This is a genomic window from Streptomyces sp. NPDC093089, assembly GCF_044754405.1.
Lineage (GTDB): Bacteria > Actinomycetota > Actinomycetes > Streptomycetales > Streptomycetaceae > Streptomyces.
Genome location: NZ_JBIVPA010000004.1, coordinates 196,004 through 214,097 on the forward strand (window position 1 = coordinate 196,004; position 18,094 = coordinate 214,097).

Annotated in this window: 14 protein-coding genes; 8 read left to right on the top strand and 6 right to left on the bottom strand. The window is 72.7% G+C overall.

All coding sequences use genetic code 11. The features are described from left to right. Position 1 precedes the first annotated feature (1 nt). From nirB to ACIQFX_RS10935, 5 genes are all read left to right on the top strand, one after another. A complete protein-coding gene (gene nirB / locus ACIQFX_RS10915) occupies positions 2-2,560 on the top strand; it encodes a nitrite reductase large subunit NirB (RefSeq protein ID WP_402460979.1) in 2,559 nt (852 codons plus the stop codon). Further along, a complete protein-coding gene (gene nirD / locus ACIQFX_RS10920) occupies positions 2,560-2,922 on the top strand; it encodes a nitrite reductase small subunit NirD (RefSeq protein WP_402460981.1) in 363 nt (120 codons plus the stop codon). Before nirB ends, nirD begins: the two co-directional genes overlap by 1 nt. Before the next feature lie 162 nt (positions 2,923-3,084). After that, positions 3,085-3,669, top strand: coding sequence for a TetR/AcrR family transcriptional regulator (locus tag ACIQFX_RS10925; protein WP_402460983.1), 585 nt, complete (start codon positions 3,085-3,087; stop codon positions 3,667-3,669). Positions 3,670-3,752: 83 nt separating this feature from the next. Next, positions 3,753-5,132, top strand: a complete 1,380-nt coding sequence (locus ACIQFX_RS10930; RefSeq protein WP_402460985.1) for an MFS transporter — start codon at positions 3,753-3,755, stop codon at positions 5,130-5,132. Between the two features lie 43 nt (positions 5,133-5,175). Then, positions 5,176-5,937 (top strand): SDR family NAD(P)-dependent oxidoreductase, encoded by a 762-nt coding sequence (locus tag ACIQFX_RS10935; RefSeq protein ID WP_402460987.1) that lies wholly within the window; start codon positions 5,176-5,178, stop codon positions 5,935-5,937. A gap of 60 nt (positions 5,938-5,997) precedes the next feature. Here the strand turns inward: ACIQFX_RS10935 and ACIQFX_RS10940 are convergent, their stop codons facing one another. Together ACIQFX_RS10940 and ACIQFX_RS10945 are read right to left on the bottom strand one after the other, a co-directional pair. Further along, on the bottom strand, positions 5,998-6,411 hold the full coding sequence (locus ACIQFX_RS10940; RefSeq protein ID WP_402460988.1) for a VOC family protein: 414 nt from the start codon (positions 6,409-6,411) through the stop codon (positions 5,998-6,000). A gap of 90 nt (positions 6,412-6,501) precedes the next feature. After that, positions 6,502-6,951 carry a group III truncated hemoglobin gene (locus ACIQFX_RS10945; protein ID WP_402460990.1) on the bottom strand — a complete coding sequence of 150 codons (450 nt, stop codon included), beginning with the start codon at positions 6,949-6,951 and terminating at the stop codon, positions 6,502-6,504. Positions 6,952-7,261: 310 nt separating this feature from the next. On the opposite strand from ACIQFX_RS10945, the gene ACIQFX_RS10950 reads away from it, so the two are divergent. Then, positions 7,262-8,419 carry an alkaline phosphatase PhoX gene (locus ACIQFX_RS10950; RefSeq protein ID WP_402460992.1) on the top strand — a complete coding sequence of 386 codons (1,158 nt, stop codon included), beginning with the start codon at positions 7,262-7,264 and terminating at the stop codon, positions 8,417-8,419. On the opposite strand, the gene ACIQFX_RS10955 is transcribed toward ACIQFX_RS10950, so the two are convergent. The 4 genes from ACIQFX_RS10955 to ACIQFX_RS10970 all read right to left on the bottom strand — a co-directional run bounded on the left by ACIQFX_RS10955 (position 8,389) and on the right by ACIQFX_RS10970 (position 15,301). Further along, positions 8,389-9,423: a helix-turn-helix domain-containing protein gene (locus ACIQFX_RS10955; protein WP_402460993.1), complete on the bottom strand. Its 1,035-nt coding sequence runs from the start codon at positions 9,421-9,423 to the stop codon at positions 8,389-8,391. The genes ACIQFX_RS10950 and ACIQFX_RS10955 overlap by 31 nt on opposite strands. A gap of 612 nt (positions 9,424-10,035) precedes the next feature. Continuing rightward, a complete protein-coding gene (ppdK, locus tag ACIQFX_RS10960; RefSeq protein WP_402460995.1) occupies positions 10,036-12,747 on the bottom strand; it encodes a pyruvate, phosphate dikinase in 2,712 nt (903 codons plus the stop codon). A gap of 356 nt (positions 12,748-13,103) precedes the next feature. Continuing rightward, positions 13,104-14,240, bottom strand: coding sequence for a tRNA dihydrouridine synthase DusB (dusB, locus tag ACIQFX_RS10965; RefSeq protein WP_402460997.1), 1,137 nt, complete (start codon positions 14,238-14,240; stop codon positions 13,104-13,106). Positions 14,241-14,404: 164 nt separating this feature from the next. After that, positions 14,405-15,301: a helix-turn-helix domain-containing protein gene (locus ACIQFX_RS10970; protein WP_402461570.1), complete on the bottom strand. Its 897-nt coding sequence runs from the start codon at positions 15,299-15,301 to the stop codon at positions 14,405-14,407. A gap of 113 nt (positions 15,302-15,414) precedes the next feature. Here ACIQFX_RS10970 and ACIQFX_RS10975 point away from each other — a divergent pair, with 113 nt between their 5' ends. Further along, entirely contained in the window at positions 15,415-16,968 is a 1,554-nt protein-coding gene (locus ACIQFX_RS10975) for an MFS transporter (protein WP_402460999.1), read from the top strand. A 78-nt stretch (positions 16,969-17,046) separates the two neighbouring features. Continuing rightward, entirely contained in the window at positions 17,047-18,072 is a 1,026-nt protein-coding gene (locus ACIQFX_RS10980) for an aldo/keto reductase (RefSeq protein WP_402461001.1), read from the top strand. Positions 18,073-18,094 lie beyond the last annotated feature (22 nt).

Here is an 18,094-nt window from a genome sequence, read left to right on the forward strand (position 1 = left end):
CATGAGCGCTGACATGACCGCGCACACCCCGACGATCGTCCTGGTCGGCCACGGAATGGTCGGCCAGCGGTTCCTGGAGGCGCTCGCCGACCGTGGCGTCACCGAGCGGGCCCGGATCGTGGTGCTCTGCGAGGAGCCGCGCCCCGCGTACGACCGCGTGCAGCTGACCTCGTACTTCTCGGGCAGGACGCCCGACGACCTGTCGATGGTCGAGGCCGGCTTCATGGAGAAGCACGGCATCGAGCTGTACGTGGGCGACCCGGCCGAGTCGGTGGACCGGGAGGCCCGCACGGTCACCGCCCGTTCCGGGCAGGTCTTCGCCTACGACTCGCTGGTGCTCGCCACCGGCTCGTACCCCTTCGTGCCCCCGGTCCCCGGCAAGGACGCCCGCGGCTGCTTCGTCTACCGCACGATCGAGGACCTGCTCGCGATCGAGGAGTACGCGAAGACGGCGACGACCGGCGCGGTCGTCGGCGGCGGTCTGCTCGGCCTGGAGGCGGCGGGCGCCCTGAAGGGCCTCGGACTCGACACGCACGTCGTGGAGTTCGCTCCGCGGCTGATGCCGGTGCAGGTCGACGAGGGCGGCGGCGCGGCCCTGCTCCGCACCATCGAGAAGATGGGCCTGACCGTCCACACGGGCACGGGCACGCAGGAGGTCGTGACGACCGACGGCGCCGTGACCGGGATGAAGCTCTCGGACGGCTCCGAACTGGCCACGGACATGGTGGTGTTCTCGGCGGGCGTCCGGCCCCGCGACCAGCTGGCCCGCGACTGCGGCCTCACGGTCGGCGAGCGCGGCGGCATCGCGGTCGACGAGCTGTGCCGCACGTCCGACCCGGCGGTCTTCGCGATCGGCGAGTGCGCCCTGGCCTCGGACGGCCGGGTGTACGGCCTGGTGGCGCCGGGCTACGAGATGGCGCAGACGGCGGCGTCGGCCATCGCCGACGAGACGGTGGACGGCTTCACCGGCGCCGACATGTCGACGAAGCTGAAGCTGCTCGGCGTGGACGTGGCCTCGTTCGGCGACGCGCACGGCACGGCCGAGGGCTGCCTCGACGTCGTCTACTCGGACTCCCGCTCGGGCGTCTACAAGAAGCTGGTGATCTCCGGCGAGGGCGTGCTGCTCGGCGGTGTCCTGGTCGGCGACGCCGAGCAGTACGGGCTGCTGCGGCCGCTCACCGGCACGGTGCCGCCCGTCTCCCCCGAACAGCTGGTGCTCCCGGCGGGCGCGGGCGCTCCGGTGGCGCTCGGCCCGTCGGCGCTGCCGGACGACGCGGTGATCTGCTCCTGCCACAACGTCACGAAGCACGCGATCGGCCAGTGCTCCTCGCTGGCCGAGGTGAAGAAGTGCACCAAGGCCGGCACGGGCTGCGGCAGTTGTGTGAAGGTGATCGAGAAGCTGCTGCCGGCGGCCAAGGACAAGGGGCTCTGCGGCTGCTTCTCCTACACCCGCAGCGAGCTGTACGAGATCGCCCGCACCCTGCGGGTGACCTCCTTCGCGGCGCTGCTCGACTCGCACGGGCGGGACGGGGCGAAGGGCGGGGACGGCTGCGAGGTCTGCAAGCCGACCGTCGGCTCGATCCTGGCCTCCCTCGCCCCCGTGCTCGGCATCGACGGCTACATCCTGGACGGCGAGCAGGCCTCCCTCCAGGACACCAACGACCACTTCCTCGCGAACATGCAGCGCAACGGCTCGTACTCGGTCGTGCCGCGCATCCCCGGCGGTGAGATCACCCCGGAGAAGCTGATCGTGATCGGCGAGGTGGCGCGGGACTTCGGGCTCTACACGAAGATCACCGGCGGCCAGCGGATCGACCTCTTCGGCGCGCGGGTGGACCAGCTCCCGTCGATCTGGACGCGCCTCGTGGACGCGGGCTTCGAGTCGGGGCACGCGTACGGCAAGTCGCTGCGCACGGTGAAGTCCTGCGTCGGGCAGACCTGGTGCCGCTACGGCGTCCAGGACTCGGTGAAGACCGCGATCCAGCTGGAGCTGCGCTACCGGGGGCTGCGCTCCCCGCACAAGCTCAAGTCGGCGGTCTCCGGCTGCGCCCGCGAGTGCGCGGAGGCCCAGTCGAAGGACTTCGGCGTCATCGCGACGGCGAACGGCTGGAACCTGTACGTCGGCGGGAACGGCGGCGCGACCCCGCGCCACGCGGACCTGCTCGCGCAGGACCTGTCGGACGCCGAACTGGTCCGGCTCATCGACCGGTTCCTGATGTTCTACATCCGGACGGCGGACCGCCTTGAGCGGACGTCGACCTGGCTGGAGCGCCTGGAGGGCGGGCTCGACCACCTGAAGGACGTGGTGGTGCACGACTCGCTCGGCCTCTGCGACGAGCTGGAGGCGCTGATGGCGGCGCACGTCGAGGGCTACCAGGACGAGTGGGCGCAGACCCTGGACGACCCGGACCGGCTGCGGCGCTTCGTCTCCTTCGTGAACGCCCCGGACGCCCCGGACCCGTCGGTCCGGTTCGTGCCGGAGCGCGACCAGATCAAGCCGGACCTCACGGTCCTGACGCTCGGACCGACGATCACCACGCTGGAAGGGGCTTCCTCCTGATGACGACCCTCACCGAACACTCCGCGGACACCGCGACGGTGCTCGAACTCTCCCCCGCCCCGGACGCCTGGATGACGGTGTGCGAGGAGGCCCGGCTGACCCCGGGCCGGGGCATGGCGGCGCTCCTCCCGGACGGCCGGCAGGCCGCGGTGTTCCGCGACCGGGCGGGGCGGGCGTACGCGATCGACAACCGCGATCCGTTCACGGGGGCGCAGGTGCTGGCCCGGGGGCTCGTGGGCTCGGCGGACGGCCGGCCGTTCGTGGCCTCGCCGCTCCTGAAGCAGCGCTTCGACCTGGAGACGGGCCGCTGCCTGGACGACGACGAGGTCGCGGTGGCGGTCTACCCGATCCGCTCGGTCTAGCCCGGTCCGGCTCGGTACAGCCCGGTCCGGGGTGGGCGGGCTCGGTCCGGCCCGCCCGGCCCCCGGCTCGATCCGGCTCGATCCGGCCCCGACTCGATCAGGCTTGACCGATCGTTCCAGAAAACCTTGACCGATCGTCTCGGAACGCCGTACGGTCGACGCGTGGCCAGGACCAAGGAATTCGATCCGGACGCCGCGCTCCAGGCAGCCCTCGAACTGTTCTGGGCGCGCGGCTACGAGGCGACGACGATGTCGGACCTCGTGGAGCACCTCGGGATCGGCCGCGCGAGCCTCTACGCGACCTTCGGGAACAAGCACGAGCTGTACCTGAGGACGATGGACCGCTATCTGGAGACACGGGACCCCCGGATCGTCGAGGAGCTGTCCGCGCCGGGTCCGGCCCTGCCGGCCGTGCGTGCGCTCGTCCGCCGGTTCGCCGCCGAGGCGGCGGCCGACGACGAGCGCCTGAACGGCTGTTTCGTCACCAACTCGGCGGCGGAGCTGGGGCCGCACGACGCGGCCGTCGCCCGCCGGGTCGAGCTCAGCTGGGAGCAGGTCGAGACGCTCCTGCACGGGGCGCTCGCCCGGGCCCGCGCCGGGGGCGAGCTCCCGGCCGACCGCGACCCGCGGGCCCTCGCCCGGATGCTGCTCGTGCTGCTGCAGGGCATCCGGGTGGTCGGCAAGGCGTCGAGCGACCCGGGCCGGGTCAGGGACGCGGCGGAGCAGGCACTGGAACTGCTGGACTGAGGAACGGGGCGCCCCGACGGGCGCCCTTTCCTCGGCGCCCATATTGGAACGTACGGTCAAGTTCACTACAGGGGGACACGGGCATGACGACGACGGCAGAGGTACGGGCGGTCCGGGAAGGCACGTCCCACCGGCCCACCCGACCCGGTTTCCTGCTCCTCGGCGGCGTGCAGGCGACGCTCGTCTTCACGCTCGCCTCCCTCGCCGTGCCCCTGCCCCGCATCGGCGCCGAGTTCCGGCTCGACCGCGCCGAACTGATCCTGCTGAGCGCCGCGTACGGACTCACCTTCGCCGGACTGCTCCTCCTCGGCGGCCGGCTCGCCGACCGCTTCGGCGGACGCCGGGCCCTCACCGCCGGACTGCTGCTCTTCGGCGCGGCCTCCGCCGCCGCCCCGCTCGCCCCCGGATACGAGACGCTGCTCGCCGCCCGGTTCGGCCAGGGCGTCGGCGCGGCGCTGGTCGCCCCGGCCGCGATGGCCGTGCTGCGGGCGCTGTTCCCCGAACCGGCCGCGTACGGACGGGCGATGGCCACCTGGGGCGGCCTCTCCGTCCTCGGCGCCACCGCCGGGAACCTCCTCTCCGGGGTGATCGCGGCCGCCGCCTCCTGGCGCGCGACCTTCACGGTCCCCGTCGCCGTCACCCTCGCCGCCCTCCTCCTCGCCCCGCGCCTGCTGCCCGCCACCCCGCCCGGCGCGGGCCGGTCCCTCGACCTGCCCGGCGCGCTGCTCGCCACCGCCGGGATCACGCTCGCCAGCCACGGGCTCGTGCTCACCGACACCCACCCCTGGGGATCCGCCCCGGTCCTCGTGCCGCTGCTCACCGGGCTCGTCCTGCTCGCCGCCTTCGGGGCCGTCGAGCGGCGGACCGCCGACCCGCTGCTGCCGCCGGACTTCCTGCGCGACGGCCGCCGCGCCCTGGGCCTCGCGGCGATCGGGCTCACGGCGGCCGGGACGGCCACGGTGTTCGTCCTGCTCTCGCTCGCGCTCCAGCAGCAGCGCGGCTGGTCCGCCCTGTCCACCTCCGCCGCCTTCGTGCCCTTCGCGGTCGCGCTGCTCGGCGCGGGCCGGCTCGCGGGCCCGCTGATCGGACGGTACGGCCCCGGGCTCGTGACCGGTGCGGGGCTCGGCACGGCCGGCGCCGGGCTCGGGCTGCTCGCCGCGACCGGCTTCGAGACCTCCGTGCCGTACGCGTACGGGCTGCTGCCCGGCCTGCTCCTGCTCCCGGCCGGCGGCGCGCTGTCCTTCGCGGGCGCCGCCGTCCTCGCCACCGAAAGGGTTCCGGCGCACCGCGCGGGGCTCGCCGGCGGCGTCCTGAACACGGCGATGGAGCTCGGGCCGACCGTGCTCTTCGCCGTCCTGCTCACCCTCGGCGGCGACGCGGTGTCGCTGGCGGCCGCGGCCGCCCTGTTCGCGGCCCTGGCCGCCCCCACCGCCCTCGCCGCTCGCACGCACCACGCCGAGTGACCGCGTCCACAACCAAGCAACCGCATCCACAGAGGAGTCACCCATGTCCGCACGCTTCACCGGCCGCACCGTCCTCGTCACCGGCGCCGGTTCCGGACTCGGCCGGGCCATCGCGCTCGCCTTCGCCGCCGAGGGCGCGAAGGTCGTCGTCGCCGGCCGCACGGCCGAACCGCTCGACGGGACGGTCGCCCTGATCGAGGCCGCCGGCGGCACCGCGGCCGCGGTCACCGCCGACGTGGCGAGCGCCGCGTCGACCCGCGACCTCGTCCGCCGCGCGGTCGAGCTCTTCGGAGGCCTGGACGTCGCCGTGAACAACGCGGGCGTCTTCCGGGGCGGCCACAGCGCCGCGGACTTCCCACTGGAGGACTGGAAGACGCTGCTCGACATCAACGTGACGGGGGTGCTGCACGCCCTCCAGGCCGAGGTGGCGCACATGCGGGCGCACGGCGGCGGGGCGATCGTGAACATCGCGTCCAACCTGGGCCCGCACGTCCGGATCCCCGGCGTCTTCGGCTACCAGGTCTCCAAGGCGGCCGTCTCCGCGATCACCCGGGCCGCCGCCCTGGACCACATCGCCGACGGGGTCCGCATCAACGCGGTCAGCCCCGGCGCCTCGGAGTCCACGATGTCGCTGCTGCCCGGCGAGTCCGAGGCCGAGCGCGAGGTCCGCATGAAGGAGCAGTCGCCGCTGGGCCGCATCTCGTCCGCCGCCGAGGTGGCGGCGGCGGTGCTCTACCTCGCCTCGGACGACGCGGCCTCCGCCGTCGGCACGGACCTGGTCGTCGACGGCGGCGTCTCGGCCTGAGGACGAGGGCGCCCCGGCCGCCCGGTGCCGGGCGGCCGTGCCGCGTACGGCGCCGGGGGCTCAGCCCTGGACGGCCGCCGGGTCCATCCAGAAGACCTCCCAGTGGTGGCCGTCCAGGTCGGTGAAGGAGCGGCCGTACATGTGGCCGAGGTCCATCGGGTCCTTCGCCGGGCCGCCGCCGGCGGCGAGGGCGGCGTCGGCCAGCCGGTCGACCTCCTCGCGGCTCTCGGCGCTCAGCGTGACCAGGACCTCGGTGGTCCTGGTCGCGTCGGAGATCTCCTTGCCGGGCGCGAGGAAGGCGGTGAACTTGGGCTCTTCGAGGAGCATCGTGAAGATCGTGTCGCTGAAGACCACGCAGGCGGTGGTCTCGTCGCTGAACTGCGGGTTCGAGGAGAAGCCGAGCTTCTCGAAGAAGGCCTTGCTCGCGTCGGCGCTCTTGACGGGCAGGTTCACGAAGATCATCTGCGGTGCCATGGGGCTCTCTCTTCCGTCGTGCGGTGCTGTCGAGAGGTAAGACGGGCTCGCCCCTCGAAACTCATCGCTCCCCGGAGAAATTCTTTTCGCTCAGGCGGCCGACCGCAGTCGGAGGGCCGCCAGCGGTACGAACCCGCCGCCCCCGCCGCCGGTCGCCGCCGCCGGCCCGGCCAGCCGCCGCAGCATCGCGACGGCGATCCGCTCCCCCTGCCCCTTCGCCCGCTCGGCCAGCGGTCCCCGGTGCAGTCCGTCCACCGTCGCGTGCCACAGCTGCACCCAGCGCCCGAAGTGCGCGGCCGTCAGCGGGCGCGCCGAGTGCAGGGCCGCGTGCGGGGCGAACGCGTCCCGCCCGTACTCCGCGCTCCGCAGCAGCGCCCGCTCCCAGAAGTCGCCGATCCTCGGCAGGTGGACCTCCAGGTCCGTCCCCGCGATCTCGGTGAAGAACGGCCCGATGAGCGGATCGGCGAAGGCCGCGCCGTAGAAGCGGCGCAGCACCACGTCGATGTCGTGACGGTCGCTGATGTCCCGGGTGGCACGCATGCCGTCCAGTGTCCCCCGCCCCTCGCCGCTCCCCCAGTGCCGAAGGGCTCCCCCAGTGCCGAAGGTCCCGCCCGCCGGAGGCCTGGCCCCCGCCCGCCGCTCCCGCCCGCCGGAGGCCTCGCCCCCGCCCGCCGCTCCCGCCCGCCGGAGGCCTCGCCCCCGCCCGCCGCCGAAGGTCCCGGCATCCGCCGCTTCCGCTTCATCGCGTGTTGCTGCCCCGGCCATGCGGCGCTCCTAGGTTCCTCAAGCGCGCGACCCCGTCGCCGACCGGCATGGCGGGGCGGTTCACCATCCTTCTCGGGAGTGAGACGTGGAGCGACGCAGTTTTCTGCGCGGAGCGGTCATCGGCACGTCGGCGGCGGCCTTCGGCGGCAGCCTGTGGCAGAGTGCGGCGTTCGCCGCACCGGCCCAGCCGGGAGCGGGCCCGTACGGGGCCCTCGGCGCGGCGGACGCGAACGGCATCCAGCTGCCGGCCGGCTTCACCAGCCGGGTGATCGCGCGGTCCGGGCAGACCGTGACCGGCACCTCGTACGCCTGGCACAGCGCCCCCGACGGCGGCGCCTGCTTCGCCGACGGCACCGGGTGGATCTACGTCTCCAACTCGGAGATCAACCCGAGCGGCGGCGCGAGCGCGGTGCGGTTCGACTCCGCCGGCGCGATCACCGGCGCGTACCGCATCCTCTCCAACACCCGGCAGAACTGTGCCGGCGGCAAGACCCCGTGGAACACCTGGCTGTCCTGCGAGGAGGTGTCGCTCGGCTACGTCTACGAGACGAACCCGTGGGGCGGCACCGCGACCCGCCGGGACGCGATGGGCCGGTTCAAGCACGAGGCCGCGGCGGCCGACCCGGTGCGCCAGGTCGTCTACCTGACCGAGGACGAGTCGGACGGCTGCTTCTACCGGTTCGTCCCCACCACCTGGGGCAACCTGTCCTCCGGCACGCTCCAGGTCTTCAAGGCGGGCACGGCCACCTCCGGCACCTTCACCTGGCAGAACGTCCCGGACCCGGACGGCTCGCCGACCACCACCCGCAACCAGGTCTCCGGCGCCAAGCGCTTCAACGGCGGCGAGGGCTGCCACTACGCGGACGACACCGTGTGGTTCACCACCAAGGGCGACAACCGCGTCTGGCAGGTGAACCTCGCCGCCGGCACGTACGAGCTGGCCTACGACGACTCGCTGGTGGTCGGCGGCGGCGCCCCGCTGACCGGCGTCGACAACATCACCGGCTCGTCCTCCGGCGACCTGTACGTCGCCGAGGACGGCGGCAACATGGAGATCTGCCTCATCACCCCGGACGACGTCGTGGCGCCGTTCCTGCGGATCACCGGCCAGTCCTCGTCCGAGATCACCGGACCGGCCTTCTCCCCCGACGGCACGCGGCTGTACTTCTCCAGCCAGCGCGGCACGAGCGGCAGCTCGTCGGGCGGCATCACCTACGAGGTCAAGGGCCCGTTCCGGGCGTAACCGCCCTGGTGGCAGCGCAGGTCGACCGTCCGCTGGGCGCCGCCGAGGAGGGCGGCGCCCAGCGGCGTCAGGGTGTGCAGGACCGCGTTGCCGTTGCGGAGGGTCGCGATGAGCCCGGCCTCCCGCAGGACGCCCGCGTGCTGGCTCGCCGAGGCGAGGGAGACCCCGGCCCGGCGGGCCAGCTCGCTCGTCGTCCCGCCGTCGCCGATGGCGTGCAGGACCGCCGAGCGGGTCTGGCCGACCAGCTTGGCGAGCGAGGAGCCGCCGGGCGCGCGGACGGTCGGCGCCTCGCCGTGGGTGACGGGGTAGACGAGGACCGGCGGCAGCGCGGGGTCGCGCAGCACGACCGGGGTTCCCCGGCAGAAGTACGAGGGCTGGAGCAGCAGCCCCCGCCCGTCGAGGTGGACGTCCCGGTCGACCGGGTAGTCGGCCTCCAGGACGGGCGCGCGCCAGCGCAGCATCGGCGGCAGCGAGGCGAGGAGTTCGTCCGCCCCGCCGTCGAGCAGCGCGCGGCCGCGCCGGGCCCGGTCGGCCTCGACCTGGGCGCGGATGTGCGGCCAGTACGGCTCCACGGCGGCGCGGTGGTAGCCGCGCAGCGCGCCGACGAGCCGGTCGAAGGGCTCCGCCCCGCCGTCGGCGAGGGCGCGCAGCGAATGGGGCACGGTCCGGCCGCCGGAGCGGTCGGCGGCGAGCAGCGAGAGCTCGCCGCGGAGCCGTCCGGTGTCGGTCGCGCGGATCGCCTGAAGGCCTTCGTCGAGGCCGCTGACGCCCTCGGCGGGCGTCAGGAAGTCCGGAAAATAGCCGCGGCTGGGGACCAGCGCGGCGAGGAGCCGGGTCTCACCGCCGAGCCTCATCCGGGTTTCCGAGCGCCATTCCCCGTAGACCACGGGTCCGCGCCGGTCTCTTAAACGGTGAAAGCTGAGAATCGTTTCCCACAGAACATCGGGCCGGGCAGCGGTCCTCACCCCCGCCAAGTCGTTTCCGGTGAAATGAATCCGCAGCATGACGTCCCCACCTGTGCACTCGCAACCACCCCCGACAACGAGTATGCACAGCATCACTGCACGTTACCAGGGTGTTTCAGCCACAGTTGAAAGGCATCGCGGCGATCAGGGGGGAACCGAAAAGCTGTACGGGTCGGGCAGGAAACCTTCAGGACCGAGGTGACGTGTCGAAGACCGTGGGGGGCTTTGCGCGTCTGGCGGCGGTCGGCGAGGGTTGCGGCTCACCTGCCCGGCATCGGTAAAGGGCGCGGCCTCCGGGTGGGGATCCGGAGGTCGCGCCCGAACCGTTCTTTGCGGCACGGAACAGAAAAGTTCAATAGCCAATAATTCAATCGGCCGCAATTGAACAGGAACTCACATCTGATCGACGGCCGCACGAAATGAGCGGGACGAAAGACGACGGGACGGACACCTCCGCACAAAGGTGTCCGCCCCGTCCCTGTGATTCCGGAACCGCCGCCCGCCGGTGAGGGTCGAAGAATGACCGGCGGCGACCCCGGTGGTTCACCGGTTTCCGCTGCTGAACCGGGGTTCAGGAGGGCCCGACCGCCACTCCTGAACGCCGGTTCAGCAGGACTCGGTGGCCGCTGCTGAACCTCCGTTCAGCACGGCTCAGCGGCTGTCGCTGCCCTTCGCCTCGGCGGCCGCGCGGCCCGCCTCCAGGCGCGCCACCGGGATCCGGAAGGGCGAGCAGGAGACGTAGTCGAGGCCGACCTCGTGGAAGAAGTGCACCGACTCCGGGTCGCCGCCGTGCTCGCCGCAGACACCGAGCTTGATGTCGGGGCGGGTGGCCCGGCCGGCCTGCACGGCGCTGCGCACGAGGGCGCCGACGCCGTCCTTGTCGATGGTCTCGAAGGGGCTGACGCCGAAGATGCCCTTCTCCAGGTACGCGGTGAAGAACGAGGCCTCCACGTCGTCGCGGGAGAAGCCCCAGACCGTCTGGGTCAGGTCGTTGGTGCCGAAGGAGAAGAACTCCGCGGCCTCGGCGATCTGACCGGCGGTCACGGCGGCGCGCGGCAGCTCGATCATGGTGCCGAGCGCGAGCTTGAGCTCGACGCCGGTCTGCGCCCGGACCTCGGCGATGACCTGCTCGGCCTCCTCGCGGACGATCTCCAGCTCCTGGACGGTGCCGACGAGCGGGATCATGATCTCGACGCGCGGGTCGCCCTTGGCGTCGATGCGCTGGGCCGCGGCCTCGGCGATCGCCCGGACCTGCATGGTGAACAGGCCGGGGATGACCAGGCCGAGGCGGACGCCGCGCAGACCCAGCATCGGGTTCTGCTCGTGCAGCCGGTGCACGGCCTGGAGCAGGCGCAGGTCGTTCTCGTGCGGCTCCTTGCGGGACTCGGCGAGGGCGACGCGCACCGAGAGCTCGGTGATGTCGGGCAGGAACTCGTGCAGCGGCGGGTCGAGCAGGCGGACCGTGACGGGCAGCCCGTCCATGGCCTCGAAGAGCTCGATGAAGTCCTGCTTCTGCAGCGGCAGGAGCGCCTTCAGCGACTCCTCGCGCTCGGCGTCCGTGTCGGCCAGGATGAGGCGCTCGACGTACTGGCGGCGCTCGCCGAGGAACATGTGCTCGGTGCGGCACAGGCCGATGCCCTGGGCGCCGAAGCGGCGGGCGCGCAGCGCGTCCTCGGCGTTGTCGGCGTTGGCGCGGACGCGCAGCCGGCGGACGCGGTCCGCGTAGGCCATGATCCGGTGCACGGCGGCGACGAGCTCGTCGGCGTCGTCGGCGCCGGCGTGCATGCGGCCCTCGAAGTACTCGACGACCGGGGACGGTACGACGGGCACCTCACCGATGTAGACCTTGCCGGTGGAGCCGTCGATGGAGACGACGTCGCCCTCCTCGACGACCTGGCCGTCGGCCGTGGTCATCCGGCGGCGCTTGGTGTCGACCTCGAGCTCCTCGGCGCCGCAGACACAGGTCTTGCCCATGCCGCGGGCGACGACGGCGGCGTGCGAGGTCTTGCCGCCGCGGGAGGTGAGGATGCCCTCGGCGGCGATCATGCCGTCCAGGTCGTCCGGGTTGGTCTCGCGGCGGATCAGGATGACCTTCTCGCCGGAGCGGGACCACTTGACCGCGGTGTACGAGTCGAAGACGGCCTTGCCGACGGCCGCGCCCGGGGAGGCGGCGATGCCGCGCCCGATCTGCTCGACCTTCGCGTTCTCGTCGAACTTCGGGAACATCAGCTGGGCGAGCTGGGCGCCGGTGACGCGCTGGAGCGCCTCGGCCTCGTCGATCAGGCCCTGGTCCACGAGCTGCGTGGCGATGCGGAAGGCGGCACCGGCGGTGCGCTTGCCGACGCGGGTCTGGAGCATCCAGAGCTGGCCGCGCTCGATGGTGAACTCGATGTCGCAGAGATCCTTGTAGTGGGTCTCCAGCGTCTCCATGATGTGCATGAGCTGGTCGTACGACTTCTTGTCGATCGACTCGAGGTCGGCCAGCGGCACGGTGTTGCGGATGCCGGCGACGACGTCCTCGCCCTGCGCGTTCTGCAGGTAGTCGCCGTAGACGCCGGCGTGGCCGGAGGCGGGGTCGCGGGTGAAGGCGACGCCGGTGCCGGAGTCGGGGCCGAGGTTGCCGAAGACCATCGAGCAGACGTTGACGGCGGTGCCGAGGTCGCCGGGGATGCGCTCCTGGCGGCGGTACAGCTTGGCGCGGTCGGTGTTCCAGGAGTTGAAGACGGCCTCGATGGCGAGGTCCATCTGCTCGCGGGCGTCCTGGGGGAAGTCGCGGCCGGTCTGGGCCTTCACGATCTTCTTGAAGTGCTTGACGACCTTCTTGAGGTCGGCGGCGTCCAGGTCGGTGTCGCTGGCGACCTTCTTCGCGGCCTTGGCCTCGTCGAGGGCCTCCTCGAAGAGCTCGCCGTCGACGCCGAGGACGGTCTTGCCGAACATCTGGATCAGGCGGCGGTACGAGTCCCACGCGAAGCGCTCGTTGTCGGCCTGGCGGGCGAGGCCGGCCACGGACGCGTCGGAGAGGCCGATGTTGAGGACGGTGTCCATCATGCCCGGCATGGAGAACTTCGCGCCCGAGCGGACGGAGACCAGCAGCGGGTCGTCGGCCTGGCCGAGCTTCTTGCCCATCTGCTGCTCGAGGGCGTCGAGGTGGGCGGTCACCTCGTCGCGGAGCTCGACCGGCTCCGAGCCGCTCTCGAGGTAGACCTTGCACGCCTCGGTGGTGATCGTGAAGCCCGGAGGCACCGGCAGGCCGAGGTTGGTCATCTCGGCGAGGTTGGCGCCCTTGCCACCGAGCAGGTCCTTCAGGTCCCTGTTGCCCTCGGTGAAGTCGTACACGAACTTCTGATCAATGTTTCCCGACACGGGTCTCGACTCCTCGACGACTCGGTTGGCTGCCCTGACGGCGAGGAACATACCCAGATCGAAGGCTTCTGGGGAGGTACGCCTAGCGGACACCCGGTCTTAACCACCCGTCCGCCAGCACTTCGAAAGTTACCGATCAAAACATTCCGCTTTCACCGCCCGAAGGCTGTTCGACCGAAAGCACGGGAATCACGCTCACATGAGCGTCCAATCGAGCACTTGCGTTCAAGACTTGAACGCAAAAGGGGTGGCACCGGGTGCCACCCCTTCAGGCGGTACAGTCGTCGGTAACCTGCTCATGTGAGCGCCACCCCCCTCAGGGGTGGCGAGGATCACTCCCCAGGAAAGGCCGGATCTCAGCCGCCGGACGTGTCCAGCTCGGCGTCCTCACTCACCCCGGCGCAGTCGTACGGGTCCTTCAACCAGCCGTCCGGCAGGACGACTCGGTTGTTTCCGGACGTACGACCCCGAGGGCCGTCCGCACCCACCGGCCACGGCTGGTCCAGGTCGAGCTCGCTCAACTGAGCGCGCAGTTCGTCCAGGGACGAGGTGATGGCGAGCTTCTTGCGCATCTCCGAACCCACCGCGAAGCCCTTCAGGTACCAGGCCACGTGCTTGCGGAAGTCGATGACACCGCGTGCCTCGTCGCCCAGCCACTCGCCGAGCAGCCGCGCGTGCTTCACCATCGCGTCCGCGACGACGCGCAGACCCGGCTGGGCGTACTCGCCGGTGCCCTCGAAGCCCGCCACGAGGTCCCCGAAGAGCCACGGGCGGCCCAGGCATCCGCGGCCCACGACGACGCCGTCGCAGCCCGTCTCCCGCATCATCCGCAGGGCGTCGTCCGCCGACCAGATGTCGCCGTTGCCGAGCACCGGGATCTCCGGCACGTGCTCCTTGAGGCGCGCGATGGCGTCCCAGTCCGCCGTGCCGCCGTAGTGCTGGGCCGCCGTCCGCCCGTGCAGGGCGATCGCCGTCACGCCCTCCTCGACCGCGATGCGGCCGGCGTCGAGGTACGTGATGTGGTCGTCGTCGATGCCCTTGCGCATCTTCATCGTGACCGGCAGGTCGCCCGCGTTGGTCACGGCCTCGTGCAGGATCGCCCGCAGCAGCGGCCGCTTGTACGGCAGGGCCGAGCCGCCGCCCTTCCGCGTCACCTTGGGGACCGGGCAGCCGAAGTTCAGGTCGATGTGGTCGGCGAGGTCCTCGTCGACGATCATCCGCACGGCCTTGCCGACCGTCACCGGGTCCACCCCGTACAGCTGGATCGAGCGCGGCTTCTCGGTCTCGTCGAACCGGATGAGCTGCATCGTCTTCTCGTTGCGCTCGACCAGGGCCCGCGTCGTGATCATCTCGCTCACGAACAGCCCCTTGCCGCCGCTGAACTCGCGGCAGAGGGTACGGAAGGGGGCGTTGGTGATGCCGGCCATCGGGGCGAGCACCACCGGCGGCTGCACGATGTGCGGCCCGATGGCGAGGGGGGAGAACGCGGTCATGCGCCCCATTGTCGCGCACCGCGCAGGTCTTTAGTTAGCCGTACTATCCGCGCATGGCCGAGCTCACAGCCGCGGGGCCCCCCGACCGGTCCCGGCTCACGCATGCGAGGCCCCGCCGACCGGCGCCGGCTCACCCGCGCGAAGCCCGGCCGACCGGTCCCGGTTCACCCACGCGGGGCCGCTCCCACCGGCGCCGGGCGCGCCGCCGCCGGACGCTCCGTCCCACGGGTGACCACGTCCAGGAGGCGGGCGGTCCCGGCGCGGGTCTCGGCGTCCACGGGGACGTACGCGACGAGGTGGGGGCCGGAGTTCGGGCCGAGCCAGAGGTTGGTGTGCTCGAACCGGAGGAGCCCGACGTGGGCGTTGTGGATGACCTTGGTGCGGCCGCCCGGCGCGACCACGTCGTGCCGGGCCCAGATCTCCCGGAACTCGGGCGAGGCCGCTTCGAGCCGCTGGACGAGCTCCTTCCAGGCGGGCTCGGCCAGGTGCTCGGCCATGGAGGCGCGGAACTTGCCGGCCAGGATGGGCAGGAGGTCCGGCAGGTCGGTGGCGGCGGCCCGGAAGTCCTCGTTCGTGAAGGCCAGCCAGAGCGAGTTGCGGTCCTCGCGGGGCAGCGCGTCCAGGTCGCAGAAGAGGTGCCCGAAGGTCCGGTTGTGGGCGAGGAAGTCGAAGCGGCTGTTCTGGACGGCGGCGGGCACGGGCTCCAGCTGCTCCAGGAGCGTCCGCAGCGCGGGCGTGACGGCCGGGGAGGGAGCGCCGGGATGCGGGTCGGCCTGTCCGGCGAGCGCGAAGAGGTGGGTCCGCTCGGTCGGGTCGAGGAGCAGCGCGCCGGCGAGCGCGTCCAGGACCTGCGGGGAGACCTGGATGTCCCGGGCCTGCTCCAGCCAGGTGTACCAGGTGACGCCGACGGCGGAGAGGTGCGCGACCTCCTCGCGCCGCAGCCCGGGCGTGCGGCGGCGCCTGCCCCGGGGCAGGCCCACCTGCTCGGGGCTGATGCGCTCGCGCCGGCTGCGCAGGAAGGCGGCGAGCTCGTGCCGCCGGGTCTCGGGTGCCGCCGTCATCGCTGTCGTCACGCCTTCAGGGTGCCGGGGCCGCCGGCCCGCTGCCAGGTACTCGTACTACCAGGATAAAGACACTCTGGTACCAGGCTGAGCGGACGCGGATCGTCGGATGCGTGACTTCGACCCCGGCTTCCGGCCGCACTCCCGCCCCGGGCGGCGCCTCCGCCTCCGGCCGCCCCTCCGCCCCCGCTGCCGCCCCGGCCCGCCGAGGCGCCTCCTCCCCCGGCGCCTCCGCCACGACGACCGCCGCGGCCGGCACGACGACCGACCCGCCCGGTGCGGCGGCGTCCGCGCTCGGCACCCCGGGGCTCTTCACCGTCCTGCTCGGCGCCGCGCTGCCGCTGATCGACTTCTTCATCGTCAACGTCGCCCTGCCGTCCATCGACCACGACCTCGCCGCGGGCCCGGTGATGCTGGAGCTGGTCGTGGCCGGGTACGGGCTGCCGTACGCCGTGCTGCTGGTGCTCGGCGGGCGGCTCGGCGACCTCTTCGGCCGCCGCAGGCTCTTCCTCTCCGGCATGGCCGCCTTCGGCCTGACCTCGCTCGCCTGCGGGCTCGCCCCGGACGCCTGGAGCCTCGTCGGGGCGCGGGTGGCGCAGGGGGCCGCGGCGGCGCTGATGCTGCCGCAGGTGCTGGCGACCATCCACGCGGCGACGGAGGGGCCGCGGCGGGCGAAGGCGCTGAGCCTGTACGGGGCGACCGCCGGCCTGTCGATGGCGGGCGGCCAGATCCTGGGCGGGGTGCTCGTCGCGGCGGACCTCGCGGGCTCGGGCTGGCGCGCGGTGTTCCTGGTGAACGTGCCGATCGCCGCGGTCGGCCTGCTGCTGGCCGCGCGGACCGTCCCGGAGACCCGCTCGGAGCGGCCGGCTCCGGTGGACGTGGCGGGCACGCTGCTCCTCGCGGCCGCCCTGCTCACCCTGCTCGCCCCGCTGACGGAGGGCAGGGCGGCGGGCTGGCCGCTGTGGACCTGGGTCGCGCTCGGGGCGTTCCCGCTCGTGGCCGCGGGCTTCTGGCGGGTGGAGCGGCGGCTCGACCGCACGGGCGGCACCCCGCTGGTGCCGCCGAGCCTGCTCCGCCTGACGTCGCTGCGGCGCGGCCTCGTGCTCGTGCTGCCGCTGTCGGCGGGCTTCAGCGGCTTCATGTTCGTGATCGCGGTCTCGCTCCAGCAGGGTCTGGGCCTCGGCGCGGTGGCCTCGGGCCTCGCCCTGGTCCCGATGGCGGTGGCCTTCTTCGCCGCGTCCCTCGCGGGTCCCCGGCTGATCCGCCGCTGGGGGACGCGGGTGGTCCCGGTGGGCGCCCTGCTCCAGGCCGCCGGTCTCGGTCTGATCGCGGTGACGGCCGGGCGTTCCTGGCCGGACCTTTCGGTGGCGGCCCTGATCCCCGGCATGGCGGTCGCGGGGGTGGGGCAGGGGCTCCAGCTGCCGGTGCTCTTCCGGGTGGTGCTCTCGGAGGTCCCGCCGGAGCGGGCGGGCGTGGGCAGCGGCGTGATGGTGACCACGCAGCAGGCGGCGATCACGCTGGGCGTGGCGACGCTCGGCTCCCTCTTCCTGTCGCTCTCCGCCTCGGGTCCGACGGGTACGGCGCTGACGGTGACCCTCCTCATCCAGCTGGCGATGGCGCTCCTGACGGCGGTGCTCGCGCTGCGGCTGCCGAGGTCGGTGAGCTGAGCGACCCCATGAGCGACCCCACCACCCCCGGGAATGACAAATATTGAAATCTGTCATCGGTCATGCCATGCTTCTTCCATGACGACGACACGGAACTCCCTCACCACCCGCACCCTCGGCACCACGGGCCCGGCCGTCTCCGCCCTCGGCCTCGGCTGCATGGGCATGTCCGCCCTGTACGGCGAGAGCGACCGCGCCGAGTCGATCGCGACGATCCACGCCGCCCTGGACGCCGGCGTGACGCTGCTCGACACGGGCGACTTCTACGGGATGGGCCACAACGAGCTGCTGATCGCGGAGGCCCTGCGCAGCGCGCCCGCCGCCGCCCGCGAGCAGGCGCTGACCAGCGTGAAGTTCGGCGCGCTGCGCACCGTCGAGGGCGCCTTCACCGGGTACGACGGCCGCCCGGCCGCCGTGAAGAACTTCGCGGCGTACTCGCTCCAGCGCCTGGGCTCCGACCACATCGACATCTACCGGATCGCCCGCGTCGACCCCGACGTGCCGATCGAGGAGACCGTCGGCGCCATCGCCGAACTGGTCGAGGCGGGCCACGTCCGGCACATCGGCCTCTCCGAGGTCGGCGCGGACACCCTGCGCCGGGCGGCGGCCGTCGCCCCGATCGCCGACCTCCAGATCGAGTACTCGCTGGTCTCCCGCTCCATCGAGGAGAAGATCCTCCCCACCGCCCGCGAGCTCGGCATCGGGATCACCGCGTACGGGGTCCTCTCCCGCGGCCTGATCAGCGGCCACTTCACCCGGGACCGCGCGCTCGGCCCCGGCGACTTCCGCGGCATGTCCCCGCGCTTCCAGGGCGACAACCTCGGCCGCAACCTGGACCTGGTGGACCGGCTGCGCGAGGTCGCCGAGGCCAAGGGCGTCACGGTCGCCCAGACCGCCGTCGCCTGGGTCCTCGCCCGGGGCGAGGACATCGTCCCCCTCGTCGGCGCCCGCCGCCGCGACCGCCTCGCCGAGGCCCTCGGCGCCCTCGACCTCACCCTCGACGCCGCCGACCTGGCGGCGATCGAGGCGGCCGTCCCCGCGGGCGCCGCCGCCGGCGACCGCTACCCCGCGGCCCAGATGGCCCACCTGGACAGCGAGCGCTGACCGGCACCCGCAGGCCTCCGGC

Excerpts from the sequence above, each read along its gene's own strand:
- ACIQFX_RS10930 (WP_402460985.1), top strand. The coding sequence starts at position 3,753 with ATGACGACGACGGCAGAGGTACGGGCGGTCCGGGAAGGCACGTCCCAC.
- ACIQFX_RS10940 (WP_402460988.1), bottom strand. The coding sequence starts at position 6,411 with ATGGCACCGCAGATGATCTTCGTGAACCTGCCCGTCAAGAGCGCCGAC.
- nirB (WP_402460979.1), top strand. The coding sequence starts at position 2 with ATGAGCGCTGACATGACCGCGCACACCCCGACGATCGTCCTGGTCGGC.
- ACIQFX_RS10955 (WP_402460993.1), bottom strand. The coding sequence starts at position 9,423 with ATGCTGCGGATTCATTTCACCGGAAACGACTTGGCGGGGGTGAGGACC.
- ACIQFX_RS10935 (WP_402460987.1), top strand. The coding sequence starts at position 5,176 with ATGTCCGCACGCTTCACCGGCCGCACCGTCCTCGTCACCGGCGCCGGT.
- ACIQFX_RS10970 (WP_402461570.1), bottom strand. The coding sequence starts at position 15,301 with ATGACGGCGGCACCCGAGACCCGGCGGCACGAGCTCGCCGCCTTCCTG.
- nirD (WP_402460981.1), top strand. The coding sequence starts at position 2,560 with ATGACGACCCTCACCGAACACTCCGCGGACACCGCGACGGTGCTCGAA.
- ACIQFX_RS10945 (WP_402460990.1), bottom strand. The coding sequence starts at position 6,951 with ATGCGTGCCACCCGGGACATCAGCGACCGTCACGACATCGACGTGGTG.
- ACIQFX_RS10980 (WP_402461001.1), top strand. The coding sequence starts at position 17,047 with ATGACGACGACACGGAACTCCCTCACCACCCGCACCCTCGGCACCACG.
- dusB (WP_402460997.1), bottom strand. The coding sequence starts at position 14,240 with ATGACCGCGTTCTCCCCCCTCGCCATCGGGCCGCACATCGTGCAGCCG.